Origin of the sequence: Streptomyces sp. NPDC014727 (genome assembly GCF_043083485.1) — a bacterium.
In the GTDB taxonomy this organism is placed as follows: Bacteria; Actinomycetota; Actinomycetes; order Streptomycetales; family Streptomycetaceae; genus Streptomyces.
This window is the reverse complement of record NZ_JBIBYR010000017.1, coordinates 36702-56715: the sequence shown is the minus strand read 5'-3', so window position 1 is coordinate 56715 and position 20014 is coordinate 36702. Positions and strand designations below refer to the sequence as shown.

The window sequence follows — 20014 nt, the reverse complement described above, 5'->3', positions numbered from 1 at the left end:
ACCATGCCCGCCGGCTCTCGCCCGTCCGTCCTCTTCGTCACCGACCTCTCCTACGAGGCTCGTGGCCGCCGCTACTGAAGGCGTCCCTGCGGGATCTGTCGGCCTGACGACACGTCCGGCCGTCCCCCACATGCGGCGGACGGGGCCCGGTGTGAGGGTGCAAGCGTGACCACTGCCAGCGAGACAGCCCCCGCCGCGCAGAGTGCCGCCGCGCCGTCCGTACTCGATCCGCGCCGCCGGAACATCGTCTTCGCGACGATCGTGCTGGGGCTTCTGCTGGCCGCTCTGGACCAGACGATCGTCGGCACCGCACTGCCGACGATCGTCTCGGATCTGGGCGGCGCCGCCCACATGTCCTGGGTCGTCACGGCCTATCTGCTCGCCGAGACGGTGGCGACGGTCCTGGTGGGCAAGTTCGGCGATCTGTTCGGCCGGAAGATCATCTTTCAGCTGTCCGCCATCATCTTCATCACCGGCTCCTTCCTGTGCGGCCTCGCGACCGATATGACGTTGCTGATCGTCTGGCGAGGACTGCAGGGCATCGGCGCCGGCGGGCTGATGGTCACCTCGATGGCACTGATCGCCGATGTGATCCCGTTGCGCGAGCGCGGCAAGTACCAGGGTGCGCTGGGTGCCGTCTTCGGGGTGTCGACGGTGGTCGGGCCGCTGCTCGGCGGGCTCTTCACCGATCATCTCAGCTGGCGCTGGGCGTTCTACGTCAATGTGCCGATCGCGATCGTCGTGGTCATCGCCGCCGCCCGCACGATTCCGTCGGTGAGGGCCGTGGGGCGGCCCGTGATCGACTATCTGGGCATCGCCCTGGTCACGGTCGGCGCGAGCGCGCTGATCCTGGCGACCAGCTGGGGCGGCAACGCGTACGCGTGGGGCTCGCCCGTCATCATCGCTCTCTTCGCGGGCGGCGTCGTGGCGCTGGCGCTCTTCTGCCTGGTGGAGTTCCGGGCGAAGGAACCGATGCTGCCGATGCGGCTGTTCCGGAACCCGGTGTTCACCGTCTGCTCGATCCTGAGCTTCGTCGTGGGATTCGCGATGCTCGGCGCGATGACCTTCCTGCCGACGTATCTGCAGTACGTGGACGGCGACTCGGCGACCCTGTCGGGGGTACGGACGCTGCCGATGGTCGTCGGGCTGCTCGTCGCCTCGGTCTTCAGCGGCAACGTGGTCTCCAAGACGGGCCGGTACCGGATCTTCCCCATCGTGGGCTCGCTGGTCATGGCGGTCGGGCTGTATCTGCTCTCCCGGATGGGCCCGGACAGCGGGGTCTGGCTGGAATCGCTCTACATGCTGGTGCTCGGCGTCGGTATCGGGCTGTCCATGCAGGTGCTGACCATCGCCGTGCAGAACACGGTCGATTACTCGGACCTGGGTACGGCGACGTCGGGCGTGACGTTCTTCCGTACGCTCGGCAGTTCCTTCGGCACCGCGGTCTTCGGCACGATCTACGCCAACGCGCTGAAACCGAATCTGACCGACGGCATCGCCGCGGCGGCTCGGGCGGGCGGCGACCCCGCGGTGCTGGCGAAGGCCGCTCAGAGCCCGCAGGGGCTGCACCGTCTGCCCGCCGCGCAGTCCGCGCCGCTGGCCCAGGCGTATGCCGACACACTGCACACCGTGTTCCTGTGGACGGTGCCGGTCGCGGTCCTGGGGTTCGTCGTGGCGCTCTTCCTGAAGGAGGTGAAGCTGCGGGACACCGCGCGGGTCGGCTCGACGGACATGGGCGAGGGCTTCGCCCAGCCCGGCGCGGGCGACTCGGCCCGGCTCCTGGAATTCTCCGTGGCCAAGATCCTTCGCGGCGCGGGTCCGGACACGGCACGGCGGATCGTCGCGGAGTCCGACACCCGGCTGGACATGGCGGGGGCCTGGGCGGTGATGCAGGTCGAGCTGTTCACCCGGATGGTCGGTCACGCGGGACTCGGCCTGATCGCGACCCGGCACCGGGTACCGCCGGAGGTGCTGGTCCCGGTCTTCGACCGGATGATCGAGGAGGGCTACCTCACCGGCGACGGCCACCTGTTCACGCATACGGCCGCCGGGAGCCGGGAGGCCGCGGCGATCGGTGTCGCGTGGGCGCGGTGGCTCAACGAACGCCTGGACGAGCACGGGTCACGCCCCGACGACCGGCAACTGCGGGCCGCGGTGGACGTGATCGCCAAACGGCTGCTGGCGGAGGATCTGACGCAGGAGCTCTCGCCGGAGAAGGCCCGGGTCGGGGCCGCTCTGTGAAGGACCCGTCACCGGCCTGCCGGTTCAGCCGGCGAAGTCCGCCGTCGAGTACACCCAGGCGCCCCCGGAACGCACGAAACGGCTCTTCTCGTGGAGGGAGTCCGGCCGCCCGCGGTCCATGTAGTGCGCGCGGAAGGTGACCGTACCGGTCGTGTGGAACGGGCTGCCGTCCGTCGTTTCCAGGATCTCCAGGCGCACCCATCGCATCCCGGGGTCGAAGTCGACGGCCGGCGGCCGGGTGTCCGGGTGCCAGGTGCGCAGCAGGTACGCCTCGTCCCGGACGACGAACGCGGCGTACCGGGAGCGCATGAGTGCCTCACAGGTCGGTGCGGCGGCGGTCCCGGCGTGCAGGCGACCGCAACAGTCTCCGTACACGGCGGGCAGGCCGCAGGGGCACGGCGAGTCCGCGGGGAACGCGGACTTCCGTGCGCCGGCGGTGGTGGGCGTGGGCCGTCCCGGTCGTCCGGTGCGTCGTGACATGCCTCCATTGTCACCCGGGGACCGGAGGCTCAGCGGGTCGGGGTGAAGCGGCGACGGTACTCGCCGGGGGTCAGTCCGGTACGGCGGCGTAGCTGGGTCCGCAGGTTCGTCGCCGTACCCAGCCCGCTGGCACGGGCGACCACGTCGAGGCGTTCCTCGCCGCGCTCCATCAGCCGGCAGGCGAGGGTGATCCGGCGTTCGGTCAGCCAGCCGTGCGGGGTCGTGCCGAGCTGGGCGCGGAAACGGCGGTGCAGGGTAGCCGGGCTGACGGCGGCGCGGGCGGCGAGGCCGGTCACGGTGAGTCCGGTGCCGAGGTGCTCCTCGGCCCAGGCCAGGAGCGGGCCGAGCGAGGTGTCGGGGACGTCGGGCAGGGGGTGCTCGACGAACTGGCGCTGGCCGCCGTCGCGGTGGGCGGCGAAGACCAGACGGCGGCTCACGGCGGCTGCGATCTCGGCGCCGTGGTCGGAGCGGATGATGTGGAGGCCGGTGTCGAGGGCGGCGGCGCTGCCGGCCGCGGTGATCACCCGGCCGTCGTCGACGAACAGCACATCGGGGTCGAGGTGGACCTGCGGATGGCGGGCGGTGAAGGCGTCGGCCCAGCGCCAGTGGGTGGTGACCCGCCGGCCGTCCAGCACCCCCGCCGCGGCCAGTGTGAACGTCCCCGTGCAGAAGCTGACCAGTCTGGCTCCGCGGGCGTGTGCGCGCCTGATCGCGTCGAGGACGGCCGGATCGGGTTCGGTCTCCGGGTCGGGGCGGTTCGGCACGACGACGGTGTCGGCCCGGTCGACGGCATCGAGCCCGGCGACGCCGGAGAGCTGGAAGAAACCGTGGTGCATGCGCACGGTCGGGGTCTCGGCGCAGAGCTCGAACTCGTACCAGGGCACCGGAAGTTCGGGGCGGCGCAGCCCGAAGAGTTCGGTGGCCACGCCCATCTCGAAGGGGTTGGAGCCCGCGGAGACGATCATTGCGACCCGGTGCGAGGATTCTTTCGCCATGTGCGATTCCTAGCACTCGCCGGGACGGGAGCCAAGGCCGAGGATGGGGATCATGAGTGATCAGACGACCAAGACCGCGCCCGGCCCGATTCTGCTGAGCGATGCGCTGAAGACGTTCGAGGCGCTGTGGAGCCCCCGGATCGTGACCCGCGTCAACGACTACGACGTGCGGATCTCGAAGGTCCGCGGGGAGCACGTGTGGCACGTCCACGAGGACACCGACGAGTTCTTCCTGGTCCTCGACGGCACCCTGGACATCCGGCTGCGCGAGTCGGACGGGGAACGTTCGGTCACCCTCACCCCCGGCGCCGTGTTCGTCGTGCCGCGCGGGACGTGGCACAAGCCGTCCGCCACCGGCGATGCCTCGGTGCTGTTCTTCGAGCCTTCCGGTACACCGTCGGTGGGTGACCGGCACGACGAGGTCCCCGAGCACGTGGACGCGACGACGGGACACGCACTGGGAAGCTGAACACGCCGCTGGGCCAGCGGGGTTGACACAACGACGGACCGCAGGTCGGAGTCCCGGCGATGGAGATCACCGAGCTGACCCCTGCCGAACGCCGCGTCGGATACGATCCGTCCGCCTACGAGCAGCTGACGGCAGCGTACCGGCGGATCGGTGACGACGACGCGGCACGGACCGTGCAGCTCGCCAAGCAGCGCACGCACCGATACCCCCCACCCTCGCGTGCCCCGGCAGGTGCACCGTCCACCGCCGTTGAAGGCCGACGAGGCCCCGCCGTTCAGCGCGTTGTTCCACACCCTGGATCTGCTGCTGCCGATCACCGACTTCGGGCAGGAGAAGGCGTTCAACCCGCAGGGCTGGTACCAGTGGCTGTCGTACCTACTGATCGGGCCGGGTGGCTGCTCGCCACGACGATCGCCGCCGGCATCACTCGGTCGGTCAGCCGTGAGTGACGGCCGGCGCAGGAGGGTCGGCCGTCGGCGACCGGTCGACGCCGACCGGTCGGTCGCAGATCACGGGCCGGCGCGGGTGGTCAGGGCTTGCGGGCGACGCCCGCGTAGCCCGGGATCGGCTCGTCGCCCGGCACCTCGATGACCTCGCCGAGCTCCGGGTGCCAGTCCGCGGAGAGCGCGACACCCGGCTCGACGAGTTCGAGTCCGTCGAAGAATGTGGTGACTTCGGCGTGGGAACGCAGCCGTAGCGTCATCCCGCGCGCCTTGTACATGGCGGATGCCTGCGCCGCGCCCTCGGGATCGAAGTCCCCGGTGGTGTGCGAGAGCACCAGATAGCTGCCGGAGGGGAGCCGTTCGACCAGTCGGTCGACGAGTTCGGCGGCGCCGTCCTCGTCACCCAGGAAGTGCAGCAGGGCCAGCAGCGACAGTGCGATCGGCTTGTCGAAGTCGAGGACCGTGCCGGCCTCTTCCAGGATGACCTCGGGTTTGCGGGCGTCGGCCTGGATGTACTCCGTGGCGCCCTGGGGGGTGGAGCGCAGCAGGGCCGCCGCGTGCGCGAGAACGATCGGGTCGTTGTCGCAGTAGACGACGCGTGATTCGGGGGCGGTCCGCTGGGCGATCTGATGGAGGTTCGGCTCGGTGGGTATGCCGGTGCCGATGTCGAGGAACTGACGGACCCCGTTCTCGGCCAGCCACCGGGTGGCCCGGTGCATGAAGGCCCGGTTGACCCGGGCCATGTCGCGCCCCCTGGCATCAACGGCCAGCAACTGCCGGGCCATCTGTTCGTCGACCGGGTAGTTGTCCTTGCCGCCGAGGAACCAGTCGTACATCCGGGCGGGATGCGGCTTGCTGGTGTCGATCTCGACGGCTCGGGGATCCTGCCCGGTCATAGCACGCTCCATGGGTCCATAGGTCGGCGAACAACAACAGTGTGGGACGGGGACGGGCTCCGGAAAGGCGGATCCGGCGAGAAGGCCGTGGAATCAGGTGAGGAGGAAATCCGCCTGGCCGGACTTGGCACCTTGGATGAAGGCGGCGATCTCACCGTGGGAATAGATCAGGGCGGGGCCGTCGGGATCCGCGGACTGGCGTACGGCGACTCTCCCGTCGGACAGCTTCATGGCTTCGACGCAATTGCCTCCGTTCCCGCCGCTCCACGGCTTGTACCAGCCCTCGGAGCCGAGTTCGGCGGCCGGCATGCCGTTGTATATGGGATCCATCACAGCTCCTTGCGGAAGTCCCGGAGGATTTCCTTCGTGCGTTGTGCAGTTGCGGCCTGAGCCGCCATGCGGTCCATGACTTCGAGGTAGGAGGCCACCTCGGGGCGCGCGTCGAAGTAGACGGCACCGGTCAGGTACTCGCTGTAAACCATGTCGGGGAGTTCGGGGACGCCGAAACGGAAGAGGACGAAGGGTCCGTAGGTTCCCGGGTGGTGTCCGGTCGAGAATTCCGCGACCTGCAGCGTCACATGCGGCATCTCGGTCGCTTCCAGCAGCCGGTCGATCTGCCCCCGCATGGCGTCGACGCTGCCGACCGGGCGGCGCAGCACCGTCTCGTCCATCACCACCCAGAGCTTCGGGGCGTCCGGCCGGGAGAGCAGGGACTGGCGCTGCATCCGCAGCGCCACATGGCGCTCAATGTCCTCGGGCCTGGTCTGGCCCACGGCTCCGGTGCGCATCACCGAGCGCGCGTAGTCCTCGGTCTGCAGCAGACCGGGGACGAAGTGCGGCTCGTACATGCGCAGGAGGCTGGCGGCGCCCTCCAGGCTGACGTACATGCTGAACCAGTCGGGCAGCACATCGTGGTAGCGCTGCCACCAGCCCGGCTTGTTCGCCTCCTCGGCGAGCTCCACGAACGCGTCGGCCTCGTCGTCTGCGATCCCGTACGCCTTCAGCAACAGCTGTACATAGGGGATCTTGAGAGCGACCTCGGCGGTCTCCATCCTGCGTATCGTCGCAGGTGCGACCCGCAGCACCTTCGCAGCCTGGTCACGGCTCAGGCCGACCCGCTCCCGCAGATCCTGCAGGCGCTTGCCGAGAACGACCTGACCCACGGTCGGGGCGGACCGCGGTTCGCTCACTTCAGACCTCCCGATGCGCTGTTTGCCAGCAGTGTGCCATGCGCGGGGCTCCCAAGACACAGCCACTCTGAAATTTTCAGAGTGCCCCTTGCCAAGTGTTCTCGACAGGGGGAGAGTTGGTGAGTGAACCAGTTCACTTAGTCACGACCGTGCTCATTCGCGTGAGATCGCGGATTGTGACGCAGCCCCCACTGTGAGGAATCGGTTGTGGCACCTGGCAGTGCGCTTATCCCCCGGTACATGGATCTCAGCCCCGGGACGGAAGCGCTCCGGTACTGCTTCGCGCTGCCGGCGCACCCCGAATCGGTGGCCGGTGCACGGCGGCTGACACGAGCCCGGCTCGACGAGTGGCGGCTGAACGAGGACACGCACGAGGCGGCCATCCTGATCGTCTCGGAACTGGTCACCAACGCGGTGGTGCACACCGTGAGCGCTCGCGTCGTGTGCGAACTGCACTGCCTCGACAGACGGCTGCGCATAGCGGTGCAGGACCAGGGACACCAGCCCGGCGGACCGCGGCTCTGCCGCACCTCGGACGACGAGCACGGACGCGGCCTGCTGCTCGTCGACGCGATGAGCAGTTCCTGGGGCTCCCGCGACGCGGGCAACGGCTCGGGCCGCATCGTCTGGGCGGAACTGCCGCACGGCTCGGAGCGGTCATGCTGAAGAACGCGATGTCCCATCTGCTCGGCGCGCAACGCACCCGTGAGCCCCGGCCGCCCGTCGGCGCGGCGGGCACGGTGCGGTTGCCGCTGCCGCCCACGCTGTCGGCGAGTCTGGGCTGTGACGCGGTGGGAGTACCGGCCCGGTACGGCTTCCGCCTGATGTCTCATCTGCCACGTACCGGTTGTGTCTTCGCGGACGCCGAGCGCTGGTGGTGGATCGTGCCGGCGGGTTCCGATCTCGATCTGGACTGGCCCGCGCAGGTCGCCTACGCGAAGGGGGCCTTCGTTCCTGCCGTACGGCCACGGCTCATCCACCAGCCCGACAGCCGCACGCCGTACACTCCGCCCATCCCGCTCTTCCTGATGGTATGTCAGGTAACTGGTGTAGCGCCGTCGTGGGCACCGTCCGGCGACGCGCGCGCCGTCTCCGCTCCCTGACGTGAGCGGGTGAGGGGGCGGAATTTCCCTCAGGAATCCCCGCTTCCTGCCCCTCTCACCACACGTCGGCGTTGACGGACGCGGTGGCGGCCGGCCGGATCGGCGCCGTACTCGACGTCACCGATCCGGAACCCTCGCCGCCGGACAGTCTGCTGCTCGACCTGCCGGGCGTCTTCCTGACACCGCATCCGGCGGGCTCGCTCGGCAATGAACTGGAACGCCTCGGGAGCGCGGCGGTGGACGAGGTGGAACGGCTGGTCCCGGGGCTGCCCCTCGCTCGCCCCGTGCGCAGGGACGAGCTCTCGCACAGCGACTGACCTGCTGTTTCCTTCTCCGGACATCCTGGTCACGCTGCGTTGTCAGTGGTCCGTTCTACTGTGGCACCACTGATCGAAAAGCCCGCCGCAGCGCGGGCTGTCCGGGTGTGAAGGGGGCGGGACCGTGCGCCGCTGGGAGTACGTCGAGGGCAGTGCGTCGAAGTTCTGGGAGACCGAGGCCGAGGGCGTCGTGGTGACGGTGCGCTACGGGCGGTGCGGGAGCGACGGGCGTACGCAGACGAAGGAGTACGCGTCGACCGAGGCCGCGGCGGCACAGGTCCGCAAGACGATCGCGGAGAAGGAGAAGAAGGGGTACCGCGAGGTGGGGGCGGGGGCCGCGGGCGCCGGAGAGGCTGTCGCATCGGCCGGGGCCGCGCCGGGCGCGACGCCGGAAGCGGGCCCTTCGGCGGCGCCCGAGGCCGAGGCACTTGTCCTGCCCGACGAGGACACCTTCGTGCTCCCCGCCAACTGGCGGCGCACGCTCCACCCCCGGCGCGGCGGCGTGATCCGGGCGCCCGGCAAGGCGCCACGGAAGACGCTCGACCTGGTCGAGGCCAGGATCGCCGAAGAGGCTGCCTGGATCCAGGAGTTCGTGGACGCGCCACGTTCGGATGCCGGGCTGGCCGACCATCTGCGGTCGCATGTCGCCGGCAGCCCCTCACCGGTGGGAGCGGCCACTCTCGCCGCGATCGTCGGGCTTCCCGTGCCCGACTCCGCGTGGGCGGACCACTGGGCCGAGCGCTACGGTCTGCCGTTCGCCGCGCGGGCCGCGGTCGAGATGTTCTCGGTCGACGCCAACTGGCAGCAGATCGGCGGTCGGCGGAGCGAGCCCAGGCTGGAGACCCTCACGGGGCCGCGCTACACGTACTGGGCGAGGGATCGGCGACCGCCGATGGACCGGGTCCGTGCGCTGCTCGCCGCGGCCGACGAAGAGACGTACCGGCAGACGGTCGAGGTGCTGGCCGGATGCCGCACCGATGCCCTGCGCAAGATCGTCGTCTCCTATCTGGTACCGAGTGAGACCGACTGGGTCGAGGACCTCTGCGCGGATCCCGGAGTGGGTGCGGAACGGGACCACACCCTGCGCGCCATGGTGTTCAGCTCTCTGAACTCGGCCGCCCAGATGGAGCGGTTCCCCCACCGGCCGGACTTCACCGACGGCGTCGCGTTCATCGCGACGGTCGCCGAGGGCATCGGACCGGCCGTCGCCACCCCGCTGGCCGAATCCCTCGACGGCCATCACTACTACTCCGACAGGGTGAAGCTCGCCGCCAACTCCCTGGTGGAGCTTCCCACCGACGAGGCGTTCCTCGGCCTGCTGGCCCATGCGGACTCGAAGCATGTCCGTCCCGCTCTCCTCGACGCCATGCGCCGCTACCCGGTGCGTGCGGCGCGGCTCCTGGCCGCCGAGCTGCACGGCGCTTCGACCACCTCGTCCGACCGGACGCTGCAACTGCTCCGCGGTCACATCGGCGCCCACCACGAACTGGTCGCGCTCGCACTCGGGGGCCTGAGCGCCGAAGTCGTGGAGATCATCGAGCCTCTGCTCAACCCGGAGGATCTGATCGCCGACGCGCCCGTGGACGCCCTGCCCACCGTGCTGACGGCGCCGCCGTGGTCCCGGCCCCGCGCCACGGTGAAGGAAATGGTCGTGACAGGTCCGGCCGTCGTGTCCGAGCCCTCGCTGGAGTGGCTGCCCGAGGAGCGGGCCGCGTGGGCGGCCACCTCCACCTGGTTCACGACCGAACACGCCCACGACGACTGGGAGAAGGACACCGCGGCCCTGCGCCACGAAGTGAGCATGGGTGATCTGCGGTCGGCCCGGGTCTTCGTCCACGGGCCCGAGGAGGTGGTCGCGCCGCTCCTGCCCGCCTGGGATCCGACCGACCTGTGGGAGGGCCTGGACACCCTCAAGCCGGTCGCCGCACGGTTCGGCCTCGCCGCCTTGCCGCTGCTGTTGCGCGCCGTGCCGCGGCAGCCCAGCGCGCTCGCCCCGCTGCTGCTCCCGTTCGTCGACGTGCAGGTCGCCCGGCACATGGCGGACTGGGCGGTACGGCTCAAGTCCACGGCGACGACGGCTCGTTCCTGGTTCACCCGGCACGGCGTCGCGGCCGCGCCGCTCCTGGTGCCGGACGCCGTGGGCAGGAAGGGCGCCGCGCGGCGCGCCGCCGAGCAGGCACTGACGCTGATCGCCACGGTGCACGGCGACACCGTGGTGCGCGATGCCGCGCGGGTGTACGGAGCCCCGACGGAGGCCGCGGTGGAGGTGTTGCTGTCCGTGGACCCGCTGGAGCGGGGGCTGCCGGCCAGGATGCCGGTGCTGCCGGGCTGGGCGGAGCCCGCCGTGCTGCCCCAGATCATGGTCCGGTCCGGCGGTGCGCTGCCGGTGCAGTCGGTGCGCCATGTCCTGACGATGCTGGCGCTGTCGAAGCCCGGGGAGGTGTACCCGGGGGTCGCCCGACTCGTGGAGACGGCCGATGCCGCCTCGCTCGCCGGATTCGCCTGGGCCCTGTTCGAGCAGTGGCAGCTGGCCGGTCTGCCCGCGAAGGAGTCGTGGGCGCTGCACGCGCTGGGACTGCTGGGCGATGACGGGACGGTCCGCCGGCTCACCCCCGTGATCCGGTCCTGGCCCGGTGAAGGCGCGCATCATCGGGCCGTGGAGGGACTCGATGTGCTGGCGTCCATCGGCACCGATGTCGCTCTCCTGCATCTGCACGGCATCTCGCAGCGGGTGAAGTTCAAGGCGCTGAAGGCACGGGCCCAGGAGAAGATCGCCGAGGTGGCCGCGGGGCTGGGGCTGACCGGAGAACAGCTCTCCGACCGCCTGGTGCCGGACCTCGGTCTCGACGAGAACGGTTCGACGGTCCTCGACTACGGCACCCGTTCGTTCACGGTCGGCTTCGACGAGCAATTGCGGCCCTATGTGCTGGACGGTGACGGCAAGCGTCGCAAGGACGTGCCGCAGCCGGGCGCCCGGGACGACGCGGAACTCGCCCCGGCCGAGCGCAAGCGGTTCATGGCGCTCAAGAAGGACGTCCGGACGATCGCCTCCGACCAGGTGCGCAGGCTGGAGGCCGCGATGGTCTCCGGGCGCCCCTGGACGGCCCAGGAGTTCCAGGAGTTGTTTGTCGGTCATCCGCTGCTGTGGCATCTGGTGCGCCGGCTGGTGTGGCTCAGCGAGGCCGACGACGGTGTGCGCACCGCGTTCCGGGTCGCCGAGGACCGTACGTTCGCCGACGCACAGGACGATGCCTTCGCCCTGGCCGACGACGCGACGGTGCGGCTCGCGCACCCGCTTGATCTCGGGGATGAACTGACCGTCTGGTCGGAGGTGTTCGCCGACTACGAGATACTGCAGCCGTTCGCGCAGCTCGGGCGCGCCGTGTACGAGCTGCCCGAGGAGGAGGGCGCGGGGTACCGGCTCACCCGGTTCGAGGGGCTCAAGGTGCCGACCGGAAAGGTCCTCGGGCTGCAGCGGCGCGGCTGGGAGCGCGGAGTACCGCAGGACGCCGGAGTGGAACGCTGGATCTCCAAGCGGCTGGCCGACGACTGCTATCTGGTGATCGCGCTGCACGAAGGCATCGCGGTCGGGGTGGTCGACATGTTCCCCGACCAGCTCCTCGAAACGGTCTGGCTCGACAACCGGCCCAATGATCACTGGGCCCGCCACACCCACTCGCACCGATTCACCGATCTGGACGCCGTGACCGTGTCCGAGCTCCTCGCCGACCTGGAGGAACTCACCGAGGGCGTCGCCTCATGACCGTACGGAACGAAACACGTGCCGAGACGCCGGACGACGGCCCGGCCGCGGTGCAGCGGCCACCGGCCGAGGTGCGGTACGCCGAGGAGCTGGCCGCGCTGCGGTCCGACGACCGCGATCCGCGACCGCCGGGCTGGGAGCTGAGCCTGCGCGCGGCCCGCCGTTTCGTCATCGGCGACGCGGAGGCGGGGGTCAGCCGGAAGTTCGTCGGCAACCCCTCGCTGGTGGACCGGGCGCTGGTGACGCTGGCGACGAGCCGTGGGCTGATGCTGGTCGGGGAGCCGGGCACCGCCAAGTCGCTGCTTTCCGAACTGATCGCGGCCGCCGTCAGCGGCGACTCGACGCTGACGGTGCAGGGCGGTGCGGCCACCACCGAGGACCAGATCAAGTACGGCTGGAACTACGCGCTGCTGGTCGCCGAGGGGCCCTCCACCCGGTCGCTGGTTCCGGCGCCGATGCTGCGTGGCATGGCCGAGGGCAGGCTCGTACGGTTCGAGGAGATCACCCGCTGTCCGCTGGAGGTGCAGGACTCGCTGCTGTCGCTGCTCTCCGAACGGGTGGTGGCCATCCCCGAGCTCACCGGACCGGACGGCATGGTCTTCGCACGGCAGGGCTTCAACGTCATAGCCACGGCCAACACCCGCGACCGGGGAGTCAACGAGATGAGCGCGGCGCTCAAGCGGCGGTTCAATTTCGAGACGGTGTTCCCGATCCCCGACCTGGACGCCGAACTGGCGCTCGTCGAGGCGGAGGTGACGACCCTGCTGCGACGATCGGGGGTGGAACCGCCGCCGGACCGGGATGTGCTGGAGGTCCTGGTCGGTACGTTCCGGGAGCTCCGGGCGGGGGCCGGTGAGAAGGGCGGGCCAGGTGGCGGATCGGGCGTTCCTTCGGCGGTGATGAGCACCGCGGAGGCGGTCTCGGTCGCCCATGCCGTGGGTGTGCGCGGCTGGTTCCTGCGGGGTGAGCCGGGCAGTGCAGCCGATGTCGTGGCCTGTCTGGCAGGGACGGCGGCGAAGGACAGCCCGGAGGACCTGGCCCGGCTGCGCCGCTATCTGGAGCAGCAAGTGCCGCGTCGTCGGGGTCCGGCATGGCAGGCCCTGTACGACGCACGCCATCTGCTGGCCGACAGATGACGGCGGTGCTCCTGGGGGTGCGTCACCACTCCCCCGCCTGTGCACGGCTCGTCGAGCGGAGCGTCGAGGAGCTCCGGCCGGCCCACGTGCTGATCGAGGGTCCGGCCGATATGAACGCACGGCTGGACGAGCTGCTGCTCGGCCACGAACTGCCGGTCGCGGTGTTCAGCCACTACCGCGACGCAGAACGGGCCGCGACATCCTGGGCACCGCTCTGCGACTACTCGCCGGAGTGGGTCGCCCTGCGGGCGGGGCGGGCTGTCGGTGCCGAGGTCCGTTTCATCGATCTGCCCGCCTGGCATCCGGCGTTCGCCGAGCGCACCAACCGCTATGCCGACGCGGAGGTCCGCTACGCGGAGGCGACGGAACGGCTGTGCCGGCATTTCTCGGTGGATTCCTCCGACGCGCTCTGGGACCGGCTGTTCGAGGTCGAGCCCGACAACGGTCTCGCGGAACGGCTCGACGCCTACTTCGCTCTGGTGCGCGGCGACGCGGAGGCCGACGCGGGCGACCGGGCACGCGAAACGTACATGGCGGCGTGGGTGCGGACGGCGGTCGCCGCGGCCGGGGACCGGCCGGTGCTGGTGGTGACCGGCGGTTTCCACCAGCCCGCGCTCCGTGCGCTCATAGCGTCCGGTGGCGAGGCGGGCGACGGCTGGGGGCGGGGTGCCGACGGGTGGCCGGAGGTGCCCGCCCCACCGGTCGGGGCCCTGGCGGGGAGTTTTCTCGTGCCGTACTCCTTCCGGCAGCTGGACGCCTTTGCCGGCTACCAGTCGGGGATGCCGTCGCCGGGCTACTACCAGGAGGTGTGGGAAGCGGGCCCCGAGGCCGCGGCGGACGGTCTGCTGCGCACGGTCGTCGAACGGCTGCGGGCGCGTGGGTTCCCGGTGTCCACCGCCGATCTGATCGCCGCACGGAGCCTGGCGCAGGGACTCACGGCGCTGCGCGGCCACTCGCGTCCCGCCAGGATCGATGTGCTGGACGGTCTCGCGGGCGCGCTGATCACGGACGACCTGGACCACCCGCTCCCGTGGACGAGCCGGGGCGTACTGCCGGGCGGAGGCCATCCCGCCGTGGTCGAGATGGTGGCCGCCTGCAGCGGCGACCGTACCGGGCGCCTCGACCCCGGCACCCCCGCGCCACCGTTGGTTCACGACGTGGCGGCTCAGCTTGCCGGGCAGGCGCTGGACGGTGGTCCAGGGACCTCGTACCGTCTCGAACTCACCGATGCCGCCGAGCTGGAGCGCAGCCGGGTGCTGCACCGGCTGCGGGTGCTGGGGGTTCCCGGTCACGTGAGGAGGTCGGGCCCCCGGCACGGAATCGATCCGGTCTTCACCGAACGATGGGAGTCGCAGTCCGCCCCGGGACGCGAGGCGGCACTGGTGGAGGCGGGGGCGTACGGCGCGACCCTGGCGCAGGCCGCGGCGGCCGCGCTCGCCGAGCGGACCCGGGACGCCACGGCCGAGGCCGATGACCTGGCGCGGGCACTGTTCGACGCCGTGCTGTGCGGGACGGACGGGCACTGCGAGCAGCTCCTCGGAGAACTCGCCTCCCGGGTGGGCGGGTTGAAGAGCGTCGGCGCACTCGGGGAGATCCTCTCCACAGCCCTGGGGCTGTGGCGGCACGACCGGGTGTTCGGGGTGGCGCACGGCCCGCTGCTCGCCGCGGTGATCGACGGGGCGACGACACGACTGCTGTGGCTTCTGGAGGGTGCGCGCGGTGGGCAGGGCGTGGACTTCCCTCGTCTGCGGGCCGTGGTCGCGGCGCGGGACGCGGTGCTGCACGCGCCTCGGGTGCTCTCCGTCCCGCCGGAGACGGTGTGCGCGATCGCGTGGCGGATCAGCGGCGACCCCGAGGCGCCGATCGATCTGCGCGGGGCCGCGTTCGGACTGCACCGGGCCCTGACGCGCGACCCGGGCACCTCCGGGGATCCGGCCGAGGCGGTGCGTCCGGTGGCGAAGACCGGCGCGGATGCGCTCGGCGACTGGCTGGCCGGGCTGTTCGCGCTCGCCCGCGACGAGGTGACGGGCACCGTGGGAGACGGGCGCGGGCACGGTGGCGCGGAGTCGCTGATCGATGTGCTGGACACCCTGGTGTGTGCGCTGCCCGACGACGCGTTCCTGTCGGGTCTGCCCGCGCTGCGTCAGGCCTTCGCGTTCTTCCCGCCGAGCGAACGCGAACGGATCGCCGGTCGGCTGTTGGAACGGCGCGGGGTGCGTGGCTCCTCGCGTTCCCTGCTGCGGACCGCCGCGGACCCGCTGCTGATCGCCCGTGCCCGCGATCTGGAGGAGTCCGTGTCGCGGCTGCTGGCCCGTTATGACCTGGGAGCCACCCCATGACCCTGCCCGAACACCTGCCCGACCCGGCGCCCGTGCCCGGGAAGGTCCGCGAGACCGCGGCCGAAGCCGCTCCCGACGAGGGGCTGGAGCGCTGGCGGCTGGTCCTCGGCTCCGCCGCCGAACGGCACACCGGACCGCTGGGGCCGGGCAACGCGGGCCGGGACGCCGCACTCGACTGGCTCTACGGCCGCGACCCCGACCTCGCCCGACGCGGCGTGCGCCGCTCCGGTACCGCCCCGCGCACCGGTGGTGACGGCCCGTCCCCCGTGACCGCGGTCGACTGGCTCGACGACGTCCACCGGCTCTTCCCGAGGGAGACCGTCGAGCGCCTGGAGCGGGACGCCGTCGAGCGGTACGGCATCCAGGAGATCGTGACCGACCCCGCCGTACTGGAACGGGTCGAGCCCAGCCCGACATTGCTGCGAGCCGTGCTGCGCACCAAGCACCTGATGAACCCGCAGGTGCTGCGGCTGGCCCGGCGCATCGTCGAGTCGGTGGTGAGACAGCTCCTGGCCAAACTCCGGCCGGAGATCCGCCGTGCCTTCCACGGCACCCGCTCCCGCAGGCCCAGCAGGGTGGCGGTGGCGAGGGACTTCGACTTCCGGCAGACCGTACGGGCCAACCTCGCCCATTACCAGCCGGCCGAACGACGTCTTCTCATCGAGCGCGCCCACTTCCACTCCCGTACGCAACGTCATGTGACGCAGTGGCAGTTGATCCTGCTGGTCGACCAGTCGGGTTCGATGGCCGGATCGGTCATCCACTCCGCGGTGACCGCCGCGTGTCTGTGGGGCCTGCCCGGTCTCAAGACGCACCTGATCGCCTTCGACACCCAGGTGGTGGACCTGACCTCCGATGTGGCCGACCCGGTGGAGCTGCTGATGCGGGTGCAACTGGGCGGCGGCACCGACATCGCGCGGGCCGTGGAGTACGGCGCGGGCCTGGTGGAGAATCCGCGGCGCACGATCGTCGCGCTGGTCACCGACTTCTACGAGGGCGGTGACCCCTACCGGCTGTTGCGCACGGTGCGGGCCCTGGTGGAGCAGGGCAGCACCGTGCTGGGGCTGGCCGCGCTCGACGAGGACGCCAACCCCGACTACGACCGTCAGCTGGCCGGACGGCTCGCCGCGGCCGGGGCGCACATCGGGGCGATGACACCGGGTCACCTCGCCGAGTTCGTCGCCGAGAGGCTGGGCCGATGACCGGGACGCCGGGCGGCGTCACCCGCCCCGATCTGCTCGCCCTGACCCCGGACACGCTCGCGGCACTGGCCAACCGGGGACTCGTCAAGCGAGCCACGAAGGAATTGGACGCGGGCACGGTGCCCGCTCTCACCACGGACCCGGACGCCACGGTGCGGGCCCGCTTCGACGACGGCACCACCACCTCGCTGCCGCCCGGAACCGGTCTGGACGACGGCGACTGCACTTGTGCCGCACCGGGCGTGTGCCGCCATCTCATCGCCCTGGTGCTGGCCTATCAGCGCGGCGACGGGGTCGCGTCGGCCGGTGCCGCTCCCTTCACCGACTGGTCGCCGGGCGCCGCCGACGACGTGGCCCTCGCGGATGCCGTGGGTGCGCGTCCGCTCGCCTCGGCCCGCCGTACCTTCGAGCGGGGTTACGCCGCCCTGGTGCACCGTCCGTCCCCGGAGCACCCCGAACCCCGGGTCGAACTCCCCACCTGCACGGTGCGCTTCCCGGTCCCCGACGAGATCGCGTACGCGCTGACGGACGCGGCCGCCGCGCTGCGCGGCGAGGCGGTGGCGCTCGCTGTCTGGGCGTTCCGCTCTGCCGACGCGGCGGGCAGTGACGGGAGCTCCGTCCCCGTCCAGGTCGGCGGGCGCACCACGACACCGCCGACGGCCGGACCCGCACTCGACGCGGCCGTCGAGCTGGCGGACGAGCTGCTGGCGGAGGGCGTGGCCCATGTCGGCCCCGTCCTCGGCGGGTCCCTGGCACGGGCCGGTGCCCGCCTGGCCGCCGCGTCGATGCACTGGCCGGCGGGCACGTTCGCCGAGTTGACCGACCAGCTCACGGCGTACGCCGACCGCAACGCCCACTACCGCCCGGAGCTGGTCGCCGCCCTGCTCACCGAAGTGCATGCCCGGCGGCGGGCCGCCGCGCTCCCCGGCGTGCTGGGCACCCGCGAGGCCGGCGACACCCCGTTGCGCCGGGTCCGGCTCGTCTCGCTCGGCTGCCGTGTGCACGGCACGCCGCAGTCCCTCGTCTCCGAGGTGTATTTCGCCCATCCCGGCGCGGGCACCGTCCTCGTCCTCCGCAAGGCCTGGACGGCGGTCGAGGGCCAGGAACTGAGCGGCCACCGGTTGTCCACGCGACGCGTGCTCGCCACGTCGCTGGCTTCGCTGGCCGCCGGAAGCCTGGTGAGCGAGAGCGTGCGACGCACGGCGAGCCGCGCGCTGACGATTTCCCGCGGCCGGCTCGGCACGACGACCATCACCCCGGTCGGTGCCGCCTGGGCGGAGCTGCCCGAACCGTTGCTCGTGCGGGACCTGTCCGCGCTGACCGCGGACTGGGAGGGAAGGCCGCCCCGATTGATCCGCCCGCGGGTCGAGGCGGAGTCGGTCCGTGTCGTCGCGCTGTCGGCGGTGGAGAGCGTCGGTTACGACCCCGCCGAGCAGCGCCTCGAAGCCGTCGTGCGCGACGCCTCGGGAACCTCTGCGTTGGTGACGTCGCGGTACCGGCCGGAGTGCCCCGGGGCGTTGGACGCCCTGGCCGATGCGCTGGAGGGCGGCGCCACGCATGTCAGTGGTGCGGTGCACCGCTTTGGCGGTGGGATCGGGATCGACCCGGTGGCGGTGCTCACCCCGGCCGGAGTGGTCGTGCCCGATCTCGCCGCCGGTGACGGTTCGGCGGCCCTGACGGCGGCGGTGCGCCGCCCGTCCGATCCGCTGTCCACGGTGCTGGACGAGGCGATGTCCGCCATGTCGGCCGTGCCGCACTCCGGGCTGCGCCATCTGTCGGCCCCTGCCCGCTCCCGTATCGACGAGGCGGCGACGGCACTCTCACGCACCGGTCTGACCCGTGCGGCAACGTTGTTGCGCGTCTTCCTCGACACCCTGGACGGCAAAGCCGCGGTGGGCGGGGAGGACCTCGCCGCCCCTTCCGGCGCCTGGCTGGACGCCCAGCTCCACCTCCTGGTCAGCAGCGAAGTGCGGTCCTCCCGGCCCGGCTTCGCAAACGGCACTCAGGCCCGGTTGAGATAGGCGAGGCCGGGATGCACCTTCAGGTACCCGTCGAGGAGACGTTCGGCCAACGCCACGGAGTCGACCAGCGGGTGGAGCGCGAACGCCTTCACGGCGGTGGCGCGCGAGCCGCTTTCCGCCGCGTCCAGCACCGCGCGTTCGACGGCCTTGACCGCGGTCACCAGTGCGACGGCATGGTACGGAAGGGGGTCGACGGCAACAGGTCGGGCGCCGTTGGCGTCGACCAGGCACGGCACCTCGATGACGGCGTCCGCGTCGAGCACGGAAAGCGTCGTGCGGTTACGGACGTTGAGGATGAGCGAGGTCCGTTCGTTCCGGGCCACGGCCCGCATGAGGGCGAGCGCCACCTTCTCGTAGCCACCGGATTCCAGATCGCTCTCGTCCCGCTCGCCGACCCCGGCGACCTCCCGGTTCTCCGACATGTAGGTGGCTTCGCGTTCGGCGCGAGTGCGGTCCCAGGACTGCAGGGCGGGCGCGGCCGGGTCCTTCATCCGGGTGTAGAAACCCTCCTGCTGCTCGCGGAGGAAGGCGCCACGGGTCTGCTCGGCCTCCTGGTAGGCGCGTACGGCCTCCCGGTTGAAGTAGTAGTAGTGCAGGTACTCGTTGGGGATGGCGCCGAGCGACCGCAGCCAGTCGGCTCCGAAGAGCCGGCCTTCCTCGAAGGAGCTGAGCAGGGCCGGGTCCGCCAGCAGGCGGGGGAGTTCGTCCCGGCCGTCGACGTGCAGTGCACGGACCCAGCCCAGGTGGTTGAGGCCGACGTAGTCGATCCGGGCGCGGTCGGGGTCGGCGCCCAGCACTCCGGCGATACGGCGGCCGAGGCCCACCGGGGAGTCGCAGATGCCGATCACCCGGTCGCCCAGGTGGCGGGACATGGCCTCGGTGACCAGGCCGGCCGGATTGGTGAAGTTGATGACCCAGGCCCGCGGGGCGAGACGGGCGATGCGCTGTGCGAGGTCGACGGCGACGGGTACGGTGCGCAGCCCGTACGCGATGCCGCCCGCCCCGACCGTCTCCTGGCCGAGCACACCTGCGTCGAGAGCGACCCGTTCGTCGGCGGCCCGGCCTTCGAGACCGCCGACGCGGATCGCCGAGAAGACGAAGTCGGCGCCGCTCAGTGCCTCGTCGAGCTCGGTGGTGGCGGTGACGGCGGGGGCGTCCGGCACGTTCTCGGCCTGTTCGCCGAGCACGCGGGCGACGGCGCTGAGCCGGTCCACATCGGTGTCGTACAGGGTGACCGCGGACACGCGGCCCTCGGCGTGATCGGCGAGCAGTGCTCCGTACACGAGGGGAACCCGGAATCCGCCGCCGCCCAGAATTGTCAGCTTCACGCTTCCGCATGGTACGGGGACCGGCCGGGGCAGGGTCCGAGCGACTCCGCACGGCCGGTCCCGCCGGGCCGTCGGCCGGTCCCGTCTTCGC

The 20014-nt window shown here is 71.3% G+C and carries 15 protein-coding genes and 2 pseudogenes; 11 read left to right on the top strand and 6 right to left on the bottom strand.

The genetic code is table 11. The annotated features are described in order from the left end of the window. The first annotated feature begins 165 nt into the window (after positions 1-165). Complete coding sequence (locus ACF1B9_RS25060) at positions 166-2241, top strand: MDR family MFS transporter (protein WP_391744207.1); 2076 nt, start codon at positions 166-168, stop codon at positions 2239-2241. A 24-nt stretch (positions 2242-2265) separates the two neighbouring features. On the opposite strand, the gene ACF1B9_RS25055 is transcribed toward ACF1B9_RS25060, so the two are convergent. Continuing rightward, positions 2266-2721, bottom strand: coding sequence for a YchJ family protein (locus ACF1B9_RS25055; RefSeq protein ID WP_391744209.1), 456 nt, complete (start codon positions 2719-2721; stop codon positions 2266-2268). Between the two features lie 29 nt (positions 2722-2750). Further along, positions 2751-3716: a GlxA family transcriptional regulator gene (locus ACF1B9_RS25050; RefSeq protein ID WP_391744211.1), complete on the bottom strand. Its 966-nt coding sequence runs from the start codon at positions 3714-3716 to the stop codon at positions 2751-2753. Positions 3717-3768: 52 nt separating this feature from the next. On the opposite strand from ACF1B9_RS25050, the gene ACF1B9_RS25045 reads away from it, so the two are divergent. Both ACF1B9_RS25045 and ACF1B9_RS25040 read left to right on the top strand, forming a co-directional pair. Continuing rightward, entirely contained in the window at positions 3769-4185 is a 417-nt protein-coding gene (locus ACF1B9_RS25045) for a cupin domain-containing protein (protein WP_391744213.1), read from the top strand. An 80-nt stretch (positions 4186-4265) separates the two neighbouring features. After that, positions 4266-4634: pseudogene (locus ACF1B9_RS25040) on the top strand (membrane-associated oxidoreductase); the annotation flags it as partial. An 80-nt stretch (positions 4635-4714) separates the two neighbouring features. On the opposite strand, the gene ACF1B9_RS25035 reads toward ACF1B9_RS25040, so the two are convergent. From ACF1B9_RS25035 to ACF1B9_RS25025, 3 genes are all read right to left on the bottom strand, one after another. Next, positions 4715-5524 (bottom strand): SAM-dependent methyltransferase, encoded by an 810-nt coding sequence (locus tag ACF1B9_RS25035; RefSeq protein ID WP_391744215.1) that lies wholly within the window; start codon positions 5522-5524, stop codon positions 4715-4717. 93 nt (positions 5525-5617) lie between these two features. After that, positions 5618-5854: a DUF397 domain-containing protein gene (locus ACF1B9_RS25030; RefSeq protein WP_351072796.1), complete on the bottom strand. Its 237-nt coding sequence runs from the start codon at positions 5852-5854 to the stop codon at positions 5618-5620. Then, positions 5854-6714, bottom strand: a complete 861-nt coding sequence (locus ACF1B9_RS25025) for a helix-turn-helix domain-containing protein (protein WP_376208989.1) — start codon at positions 6712-6714, stop codon at positions 5854-5856. The genes ACF1B9_RS25030 and ACF1B9_RS25025 overlap by 1 nt, the downstream gene beginning before the upstream one ends. A gap of 207 nt (positions 6715-6921) precedes the next feature. On the opposite strand from ACF1B9_RS25025, the gene ACF1B9_RS25020 reads away from it, so the two are divergent. The 8 genes and pseudogenes from ACF1B9_RS25020 (at position 6922) to ACF1B9_RS24985 (ending at position 18595) form a co-directional block, all read left to right on the top strand. Continuing rightward, the gene (locus ACF1B9_RS25020) at positions 6922-7380 is read left to right on the top strand and encodes an ATP-binding protein (protein ID WP_391744218.1); all 459 of its coding nucleotides are present in this window, start codon (positions 6922-6924) and stop codon (positions 7378-7380) included. After that, the gene (locus ACF1B9_RS25015) at positions 7374-7817 is read left to right on the top strand and encodes a hypothetical protein (RefSeq protein WP_391744219.1); all 444 of its coding nucleotides are present in this window, start codon (positions 7374-7376) and stop codon (positions 7815-7817) included. The genes ACF1B9_RS25020 and ACF1B9_RS25015 overlap by 7 nt, the downstream gene beginning before the upstream one ends. Before the next feature lie 68 nt (positions 7818-7885). Further along, a pseudogene (locus ACF1B9_RS25010) lies at positions 7886-8134 on the top strand (NAD(P)-dependent oxidoreductase); the annotation flags it as partial. Positions 8135-8258: 124 nt separating this feature from the next. Beyond that, entirely contained in the window at positions 8259-11897 is a 3639-nt protein-coding gene (locus tag ACF1B9_RS25005) for a DUF4132 domain-containing protein (protein WP_391744221.1), read from the top strand. Further along, positions 11894-13033 carry an AAA family ATPase gene (locus ACF1B9_RS25000; protein ID WP_391744223.1) on the top strand — a complete coding sequence of 380 codons (1140 nt, stop codon included), beginning with the start codon at positions 11894-11896 and terminating at the stop codon, positions 13031-13033. The genes ACF1B9_RS25005 and ACF1B9_RS25000 overlap by 4 nt, the downstream gene beginning before the upstream one ends. Beyond that, positions 13030-15372, top strand: coding sequence for a DUF5682 family protein (locus tag ACF1B9_RS24995; RefSeq protein WP_391744225.1), 2343 nt, complete (start codon positions 13030-13032; stop codon positions 15370-15372). Before ACF1B9_RS25000 ends, ACF1B9_RS24995 begins: the two co-directional genes overlap by 4 nt. Further along, the gene (locus ACF1B9_RS24990) at positions 15369-16574 is read left to right on the top strand and encodes a VWA domain-containing protein (RefSeq protein ID WP_391744227.1); all 1206 of its coding nucleotides are present in this window, start codon (positions 15369-15371) and stop codon (positions 16572-16574) included. Before ACF1B9_RS24995 ends, ACF1B9_RS24990 begins: the two co-directional genes overlap by 4 nt. Next, entirely contained in the window at positions 16571-18595 is a 2025-nt protein-coding gene (locus ACF1B9_RS24985) for a hypothetical protein (RefSeq protein WP_391744229.1), read from the top strand. The genes ACF1B9_RS24990 and ACF1B9_RS24985 overlap by 4 nt, the downstream gene beginning before the upstream one ends. On the opposite strand, the gene ACF1B9_RS24980 is transcribed toward ACF1B9_RS24985, so the two are convergent. Next, positions 18577-19923, bottom strand: a complete 1347-nt coding sequence (locus tag ACF1B9_RS24980; protein WP_391744231.1) for a 6-phospho-beta-glucosidase — start codon at positions 19921-19923, stop codon at positions 18577-18579. The two genes, ACF1B9_RS24985 and ACF1B9_RS24980, sit on opposite strands and share 19 nt — an antisense overlap. Positions 19924-20014: the final 91 nt, after the last annotated feature.

Coding starts and splice junctions, on each gene's coding strand:
- ACF1B9_RS25055 (WP_391744209.1), bottom strand. CDS start 2,721: ATGTCACGACGCACCGGACGACCGGGACGGCCCACGCCCACCACCGCC.
- ACF1B9_RS25050 (WP_391744211.1), bottom strand. CDS start 3,716: ATGGCGAAAGAATCCTCGCACCGGGTCGCAATGATCGTCTCCGCGGGC.
- ACF1B9_RS25045 (WP_391744213.1), top strand. CDS start 3,769: ATGAGTGATCAGACGACCAAGACCGCGCCCGGCCCGATTCTGCTGAGC.
- ACF1B9_RS25035 (WP_391744215.1), bottom strand. CDS start 5,524: ATGACCGGGCAGGATCCCCGAGCCGTCGAGATCGACACCAGCAAGCCG.
- ACF1B9_RS25030 (WP_351072796.1), bottom strand. CDS start 5,854: ATGGATCCCATATACAACGGCATGCCGGCCGCCGAACTCGGCTCCGAG.
- ACF1B9_RS25015 (WP_391744219.1), top strand. CDS start 7,374: ATGCTGAAGAACGCGATGTCCCATCTGCTCGGCGCGCAACGCACCCGT.
- ACF1B9_RS25000 (WP_391744223.1), top strand. CDS start 11,894: ATGACCGTACGGAACGAAACACGTGCCGAGACGCCGGACGACGGCCCG.
- ACF1B9_RS24995 (WP_391744225.1), top strand. CDS start 13,030: ATGACGGCGGTGCTCCTGGGGGTGCGTCACCACTCCCCCGCCTGTGCA.
- ACF1B9_RS24990 (WP_391744227.1), top strand. CDS start 15,369: ATGACCCTGCCCGAACACCTGCCCGACCCGGCGCCCGTGCCCGGGAAG.
- ACF1B9_RS24985 (WP_391744229.1), top strand. CDS start 16,571: ATGACCGGGACGCCGGGCGGCGTCACCCGCCCCGATCTGCTCGCCCTG.